This is a genomic window from Microcoleus sp. Pol7_B2 (assembly GCF_036701035.1).
GTDB lineage: Bacteria > Cyanobacteriota > Cyanobacteriia > Cyanobacteriales > Microcoleaceae > Microcoleus.
The window spans coordinates 1-8,238 of the sequence record NZ_JAUBQB010000136.1 but is presented as its reverse complement, the minus strand read 5'-3'; the positions used below and the strand labels follow the sequence as shown (position 1 = coordinate 8,238).

Sequence of the window (8,238 nt, the reverse complement as noted above, 5' to 3'; positions counted from 1 at the left end):
ATTTTTTTCTAATTAACTATTTTTATCGATTTTATCATGATCTTACCTCTGTCTCACATTTATTTGAAATGACTATACGTTTCCATTTAGACGCGATATCAAACCCAACTACTGGTTGAGTTGTTCTCACCCTCTCTTATGCAAAAATATAACGAAGTTCCCGGTACTACTCCTAATGAGTCTAAACATCGCCCGATTAAATTTTCCGTTTCCAGACAATGATTTTTTTTTCAACTTCAAGCAAAAGGATATACCCTTTGTCTTGAGCCAGTTGGCCAAGCCTACCGAACAAAATTCACGATCACCCAAGACAATAACTTTATATTCTTTCAGTAATGGTAGGACTTGTTCTAGAGCTATGGTTTATTCTGATAAATTACTACTGCCTAATTTAGGCAGCAAGCACCAGTATAATGGGATCGCTATTTTCCACAAAATCAGGATGAGTTGGTCAACAACATCGCAGTCATTGCACCTTTAATCGATGATCGAACACTTCAATAAGCCAAAATATTTCCATACTTCAACACGAGGTTGATAGATGAAGATTTTTGTTGCCGGGGGAACAGGAGCGATCGGTCGCCCAACGCTCGACCAATTACTTGCCAGAGGACACAATGTTGTCGCGCTGACCCGCACCCAAGAAAGAGCACAGTCCTTAGCGGCACAGGGAATCGAACCGGCGATCGCGGATGTATTCGATTTCGAGTCACTTAAAGCGGCTGTCATTCGCGCTCAACCCGAGGTGGTGATTGAACAACTCACCGCTCTACCCAGAACTTACACTCGCGAATCCATGAATGCGACAGCCGCTCTGAATGCGCGGATTCGGTCAGAGGGAGGAGCTAATGTACTGGCGGCAGCAAAGGCAGCAGGGGTGCGCCGTTTTCTGAAACAGTCGATGGCCTTCTGGGGAATTCCCGGTACTGGATTGGCAGATGAGGAAACACCGTTATCGCTTGATGCCTCCCCCGCCGTTGCCGCAGATGCTCGCCTCGTCACTGAGACTGAACACCGTTTATTGGAAACATCCAATCTCGAAGGAATTGCCTTACGCTACGGTTTCTTCTACGGACCCGGCACCTGGTTCAATTCCGATGGTGATGTTGCCCAACAGGTGCGGCAGCAACAGTTCCCGATCGTGGGAAATGGTGAGGGCGTATGGTCGTGGTTGCACGTTGAGGATGCGGCGATCGCTACCGTTGCAGCAGCAGAGCAAGGCAATCCCGGTATTTATCTGATTGCTAACGATCGACCTTTAGCCGTGCGCGAATGGCTCCCTGCGTTTGCTCAATGGCTGAATGCTCCACCACCGCCACAGATATCGGTTGAGGATGCTTTGCAAATGGAAGGCGGTGCGAATGCTGTTTACTACGGTACTCAGATGCGAGGTGTATCGAATGCCAAGGCAAAACGCGAACTGAATTTTCAGCCGCGACCGTTGGAATGGGTGGTTGACACCGCCTGGAAATCCTGAAACTCCTGAAACTGTCTGTGGTGATGGCGCTAGCTGAGTTTTGGTGTTTAGATGCGATCGGTCAAGAATACAATCAGTTTGATTGAGGAGGGTCAAGGTAGCTTGCAACTATCCATGGGGGATACCAAAGAGGCGACGGGGCGACCAAAGCCAGCCAGTACCATGCTGCGCCGCCCCCACAGCGTAGGCAAGTGACCCGGAAGAGCACTCAGGTTAAAGGTAACGCGCTTGTACTGTATCAATTCACCATCCCCGAATTGTTCGGTAATTTCCCCAAAACGATGACCCGCATGGTCTACTTCTGGATTAGTAACAAACGCCGGTTCGCTACGTCGCAGCAGGTGGTCCGAACCAGGTGGTTAGCGCGTCGGCAAGACCCAATTGGGTTTCGTCTCCCACCCAGGGCACATATCCGTCTGGCCGAATCAATACGGCGGTGGGAGCAGAAACCACCCCGAGTGCCGGAAGCTCCCATATACCAGCGTATTCGGCGTCGATTGACCGTACCCGATCTTCCCAGGGAGCGATGTCGAAGCAGCCGGGTTCACCGAAGTTGAGTAGCACGGGTCGGGCATCGTGCAGCAAGGCAAATACCCGAAGCTGACCGTTGGGGGTTGCCAGGTCTAAATCGGGCATACGGCGTCCGAGCAGTGGGTGTCCTTCGCCAAGGTCGTAATGAATGCCCAGACCGGACATCTCCGCGACGACTCGTCGGCGAGGCTCGTCCAGACTCAAGAGCTCGGAAACGGTGTTGCCCAAAGCCTTGGTGCGGTCATCCGTGCGACGAAGTGCGACCTGCGCCATAGTGTTCTGCAATACGCGGGCAGCGATCGGGTGGCGCTCGGCGTGATAGGTATCGAGAAGGTTTTCTGATGATGTCCGCTTGACCACCTGAGCCAGCTTCCATCCCAGGTTCACCGCATCCTGCACTCCGATGTTGAGCCCCTGTCCGCCCATCGGAGGATGCACGTGCGCGGCGTCGCCCGCGAGCAACACCCGTCGGTCGCGATACGCCGCCGCCTGCCGTGTCATGTCGGTGAACCTCGATATCCAGGTGGGGCTGTGGATTCCGTAATCGGTTCCGTAGACGGCGAGGAGCGCCTCGCTGACATCGCGCAGGGTGGGTTGGCTGTCGAGTCGCAACTGCTCTTCGGTCAGCACGACCCGAGCCGACGCGCCATTCTCTGCCTTAGCGATTGCATGGATGCCGATCGCATCCCGGTGAAGCCCCCAGGGAGGCTCCTGCGCTATCTCGATCTCGGCGATCAGCCAGCTCGTCGTCGCATCCCACCCAGGGAACTCAATGCCGGCTGCCTTGCGAATCAGGCTGCGACCGCCATCGCACCCGACGAGATACTCCGCCCGAAGTGACTGACCATCGGAGAGTGAGACATCGACGCCGGTGTCGTCCTGCACGAACCCCGTCACCTCACGTCCGCGATAGCTCGTCGCCCCCAGTTCGCCGACCCACTCAGCCAGGATGCGTTCAATGTGCTTCTGCCACAACTGGAGGAGGTAGTTGTGCCGGGTGGGAAAGTCGCTGATATCCAATGGTGTCATGTGGAAGCTCACGACCTGAAATACCTGTCCCTGTGAGACGAACCGATCGGCGATTCCGCGCTGATCGAGAACCTCGATCGTGCGTGAGTGCAGACCGCCCGCGCGCAAGCCGACTAGATCCTGGCTGGCGCGCCGCTCAACAATGGCAACATTGACGCCAGCCAAAGCCAGCTCGCCTGCCAACATCAGCCCAGTCGGACCGCCTCCGCAGATGACCACCGCATATTCGTTCACAACCACCGCGCTCCTCCTTCATAGCCACCATAATAGTAAAGTCATACTATTATGGTGGCTCCTATTCAGCCTCCCGCAGCGGCAATTCAGACCGCGCATCAACCCGACGCCCAAAGGCTTCGCGACCCCAAGTCGGGCATCCCCTCGTACCGGGGCAGATTGAAAGTAATTGTCGATCGTACTTCAGTTGTAAGCTGGGACTTTCTGAAAGCATTGAAAGCTTCAACGTCAGACCGGATTTAGAGTGAATTAACTTAACTAATTTTTCAAAGTGAAGATGAATTTTAGTAAAGGGAAACGGGGGTGTCTTTGACCCCAAAGCATAAACAAATAAACGCAATCTACTCCTCATAGCCAAAGCTCCCATTCTTTCAAAAGATGGATAAAAGCGTTACCAGTAAAGAATAAAGGGTCTTTAAGAACAGCAAAACTTTTTTGTTAGCTAGCTGCCCCATACTTCTCAAATACACTGCTAAGCGACAACAATTGTTTGACCGTTGGTTAAACTCGTAAAGTCATACGTTGTGCTACCAGCTATGAGTTCTTCAAACTCAGAAGTTTTCATTGTGCCATTACTACTTCTAAAATCCACCGTTGCCCCCAATATTTCAACGGTATAGCTGCCTGATGTTAATTCCAGTGAGTCTCGATCCTTCCCGCCATAGAAAGTAGCATAACCAGAACCCCTGATATAGTCTGTACCTTTTCCTAAAAATATGCTGCCAAAGCTAGAAAAGCCGCTATCAGTAATAATGGAGTCCGCGCCCTTACCAGTATTAATAATACCCTCGTTGGCGATAGTCGCGCCAAAGCGGAAATCAGTCCTAATGCCAAGAATTATATCATCGCCGTCGCCAGTATTGATGGTGCCGGTATTGAAGATGGCGACGCTGTAAGTGCTAGTGCCAGTGATTATATCGTTGCCATTTCCAGTATTGATGGTGGAGGAATTGGCAATGGCGTCGCCCTGAGTTGAAAGGCCAGTGATTGTGTCGTTACCCTCGCCGGTGTTGAGAATAGAGGAGTAGAGAACCGTGCCAGAATACCCACCAGTGCCAGTGATTGCGTCATCCCCGTCCCCAGTATCAATGATGGAACCATTGATGGAACCAAAACGTAAGCCAATGTATTCGCCAGTACCCGCGATCGTGTCGTTACCGTTGCCAGTCTTTATGATGATCGGGCTTTGCAAGTTGGGGTTGTTTGAGTTATGCTCGATTCCTACGCTCAAAAAACCCTGGGCAATGCCCGTGATTATGTCATCACCACCACCCGTATCAATGGTGCCTCCTTCGTTGAAAATGCCATTACTCTCACGATCGCTCGACCTGTATTTTCCTTGTTTGTAACGGACGCCAACGATTAAGTCGTTTCCCTCACCCGTATTGAGCGTACCCGTGTTGTGGATACCGCTGACCGTGTACTCGTAAGTATCAGGAATTGAGTCGCCGTAGTCTGCAGCAGCAACGATTAAGCCGTTACTATCATCGGTAGTAAACGTCCCGCTGTTGTAGAAACCGCTGATCCGTGTCGGAGTGCTGTTGATACTATTACTAAGGGTTAAGTCCTTGCCCGCAAGAGTATTAGTGAAGTCGTTATTAAGTATTTCTTCGTCGCCCGACACGGCGACCAAATCACCCTTCTCGGGAAAGGTTATACTTGAAAATTTAATTTCCATAAAAAGACCTCGGGATTAAAATTAAAGCTAAACAATTATATGTCACCATTATAGCGGTATCACCCTTAAAAATATTTCATTCAGTCTGATTTCATTTCTTAGTATAGCCAAAACTATTTTGATGAGAAAACGTGTTCATAATTTTTTTTGCAGCAGCAACAGTTAATACTTAACTGCTAGGATTATCTGGGGGGTGACAAAGAGGTCTACGAGATAGACTGTATAAGGGTTACGGCCCGCATACCTTGTTGATAAAAGCGGCGTTTATTGGGAGTTAACTTCATTAACTGTTCTACCTCGTCAGAATATTTTTCGAGATAATTGACCCACTTTTCTCCATCTAAACCAACACCAAATGTACTCCGTCTTCGATATCTTTTTTTAGGTTCTTTGCGACGAGATACATATTTTTGTACATGCTTTTTTTTGAGTGAGCGTGCCTTGAAATATTGCTGAGCTGTACGCAAGTGTCATGAGCAAAATCATGTTAATAAGTCGGTCTCCTTTTAAGCTGGTTCCTTCAAGATCGTAGCCTCCTGTTTTACAGTCTCGGAACATTTCTTCAATACCCATCCGCTGCTTATAAGCATTGATAGCTGCTGGCAATGACCCTAAATCTGTGAGTATAAACCCTTAACGGGTGACAACGCACCTATAATGCTTGCTGCATGAGGGATAGCGCGTAGAAGCCACGCTGAAAATAGAGACGTTTATGGGGCTTGAGTGCAATTAGACTTATTACCCAATCGTTCCATAATTCCATCCCATAGATCCACCTTTGTCCATAGAGGCTCAGACTAAATTCACTTTGTCGTGGGGTTTTGTCTTGATGTTCCGAGCTCCGTCCAGCATAAATTTCTACACCTAATTTCTTGAGCCATTGTCCGTGAATCGTCGCTAAACTATAAGCAATCGCAATCAACAAGACTAAGGCTAAAAAGCGAGCTTCATTGACCTTGGTATCTTCTAGATTATAACCACCAGTTTTGTAATCTTTGAACATCTGTTCGATGCCCCACCGACAACAATAAACATCTAAAGTCTGCTTCAGATTGGGGAGATTTGTCAGAATATACCAAGGTTCTTTTGGTCCTGGTTTACGATATTTTCGTTGCCAATGTACAGCCAGATTAAATGGTCCTAAACCGTCTCCTTTATTTCCCAAAAAATTCTGATAAAAATTGGACATCCCCGGTTTGAAACCAAGCTTTTTGAGCACTTGATAGTCTTCACCTAAATTCTCTTGAAATTGGAAGTCCTTTTTCTGACGTAGTGCAAAGAATACGCCCTTGTCATCAAGCCATGATGCGAGTTTGGGGCTATGGAACTCTGGATCGCCTAAGACCTAGACGGGATAGTTTTTAAATAGAAGAAGGATGGTACCTAAAAGTCGTTTTTGAGTCTTGAGGTCACTGTTACCTGACTTCTTTAAGACTTCCCAATATATCGGCAGAGCATGAGTTCCCCAGACTAACCATAAATATATTGTGTCCTTTCCACTGTGTTCGGTCGATTGCAACTATCCAATAGCCATACTTTTGATGCTTGAGTTTTCGTAGACAACGACGTTGTTCTCGGTTTAAGCGCTTTCCGGTTTGCTCTTGGCGAATCCAATATTTAATCAGGGGAAACCACAACAGTTTGACGCACAACTGAGGCAACACTAAAAAGCGTTGTAAGTTTCGTTTCCGGCTTTGATATTGAATCGGTTGAGGAAAGACACTGGCTAATACGGAGAGCTTGACCTGACGATGAGCCTGAAGCAATAACAACAGCAGTTGTAAGGTTAAGTATTGGCTTTCATTGAGATGAGTGCGCAGGATTTTTTGGTATAATGGTGGCAACATTTTGTTTTTTGGGGAGCCCGTGTGGCTCCTTATTTTTTTTGCCTTACCATTCTCTCAAACCTTTGTCCTGTTTAGACTAGAGGTGCCTTGTCACCCGCCAAGGTATAAACCACGCTTCATCAACCTTCCATCCCCCGTAGTTCCTTTTCCACTTACAAGCAAGATCAAATCCGGTCGCAGGTCGAGTTTTATTCACTCTTTTACCTTGAAAATATAAAGAGGTTCCTGGTACTATTCCTAATTCATCTAACCGTTGCCAAACTAAATGTTCCGTTTCGACACAATGATTCTTTTTCAGTCTTAAACAAAAAGATACACCCTTTTCCCTTAGCCAGTTTCCCAAATCTACAGAACCAAATTCACGGTCTCCTAAAACGATTACTTTATATTCTGAAAATAATGGTAAAACAGGCTGTAGATTGGTAGGAGAGTGACTCAAAGTTACTGTTTCCCTATTTGGGCAACAGTGACCAGTATAATGGAATCGATCTTCGCTCCCAGATCAGGCTAACCATAAAGAGATTAATGCGGCCCCATTGACTGCGGTCGATTGCAATTGATAAAGTTTGACCAACACGGCAATAAGTAATCAACCAATAAGTAATTAATGGGAACCAAATTAGTGATATAGTTAAGTGAGGCAAATCGAGAAATCTTTGTAGTTTTCTACGCCGACTTTCTGTTGTAATTGGATAGGGAAATACCCGCGAGAGCCGTTCTAATCTCACTTGTTTTTCTGATTGTATCAAGGGTAGCAAGATTCCAATCAGTTTAAATTGAGCTGAACTTAGTTGTTTTTTTAAATGAATGAGGTAGAATGTTGGTATCATTATTTTTGAGATAGGCAAGCGTGTAACAATTATGCTGCCTATCTTTTTTTAGCACACATTGGCTCAATCCGTACAAAGGTATGGGTTTCAGGCTGGTTGTTACCCCCCCCAGAGGATTATAACCCTCAAAAGTTTTAACAGCGAAATACAAATTGGTGGCCTATTCAACTACAAACAATAGTCTTGAGTCTGAAATTATGGTTTATTCTGACAAGATAGATTGGCTGCTTTGTTGGAAATCGCAGAAACTGTTTCTCGATCGGCAACAACGTTTTGGGTGCTTCTCAGAAAAACTGGATTTTGCTCATTTCGCTATTGCTTTCTTGTGAAGCAAGCGGCAAAAATAGATAGCAAAAATGCAATAACTGTACCTATTAATGCCAAGGATTGTTTGCCAATTTTAATCAGGTTCCCTAAGTAAAAGTAATTTCACAAATGACCACTTTACTATATAGCAATCCTAAATGATTTTCTCTGTGTAAGTATATTGACGTATTTTGGGGAAATCAAATTTATGTTCGTCAGTAAAAAAATTAAACAAAAATTTGACAATCTTAAAAGACCTACATAAATACCAATACTTTCTTAAAAAGTTTTTAGCTTGTAACCAAA

6 protein-coding genes and 1 pseudogene are annotated in these 8,238 nt (G+C 46.6%); 1 reads left to right on the top strand and 6 read right to left on the bottom strand.

Annotated elements, in window-relative coordinates:
• Window positions 1–126: 126 nt before the first annotated feature.
• Complete coding sequence (locus tag QUA57_RS27560; RefSeq protein ID WP_333251493.1) at window positions 127–309, bottom strand: hypothetical protein; 183 nt, start codon at window positions 307–309, stop codon at window positions 127–129.
• A 232-nt stretch (window positions 310–541) separates the two neighbouring features.
• Between QUA57_RS27560 and QUA57_RS27555 the strand changes: the two genes are divergently transcribed.
• On the top strand, window positions 542–1,477 hold the full coding sequence (locus tag QUA57_RS27555; RefSeq protein WP_333251490.1) for an NAD(P)-dependent oxidoreductase: 936 nt from the start codon (window positions 542–544) through the stop codon (window positions 1,475–1,477).
• 327 nt (window positions 1,478–1,804) lie between these two features.
• Here the strand turns inward: QUA57_RS27555 and QUA57_RS27550 are convergent, their stop codons facing one another.
• From QUA57_RS27550 to QUA57_RS27530, 5 genes and pseudogenes are all read right to left on the bottom strand, one after another.
• Window positions 1,805–3,277, bottom strand: a complete 1,473-nt coding sequence (locus QUA57_RS27550; RefSeq protein WP_333064990.1) for an FAD-dependent monooxygenase — start codon at window positions 3,275–3,277, stop codon at window positions 1,805–1,807.
• 55 nt (window positions 3,278–3,332) lie between these two features.
• Window positions 3,333–3,623, bottom strand: a complete 291-nt coding sequence (locus tag QUA57_RS27545) for a hypothetical protein (protein WP_333064991.1) — start codon at window positions 3,621–3,623, stop codon at window positions 3,333–3,335.
• A 120-nt stretch (window positions 3,624–3,743) separates the two neighbouring features.
• Entirely contained in the window at window positions 3,744–4,949 is a 1,206-nt protein-coding gene (locus tag QUA57_RS27540; protein WP_333064992.1) for a hypothetical protein, read from the bottom strand.
• A 652-nt stretch (window positions 4,950–5,601) separates the two neighbouring features.
• Window positions 5,602–6,796: pseudogene (locus QUA57_RS27535) on the bottom strand (IS4 family transposase).
• A 76-nt stretch (window positions 6,797–6,872) separates the two neighbouring features.
• Window positions 6,873–7,235 (bottom strand): transposase, encoded by a 363-nt coding sequence (locus QUA57_RS27530; protein ID WP_333064993.1) that lies wholly within the window; start codon window positions 7,233–7,235, stop codon window positions 6,873–6,875.
• Window positions 7,236–8,238 lie beyond the last annotated feature (1,003 nt).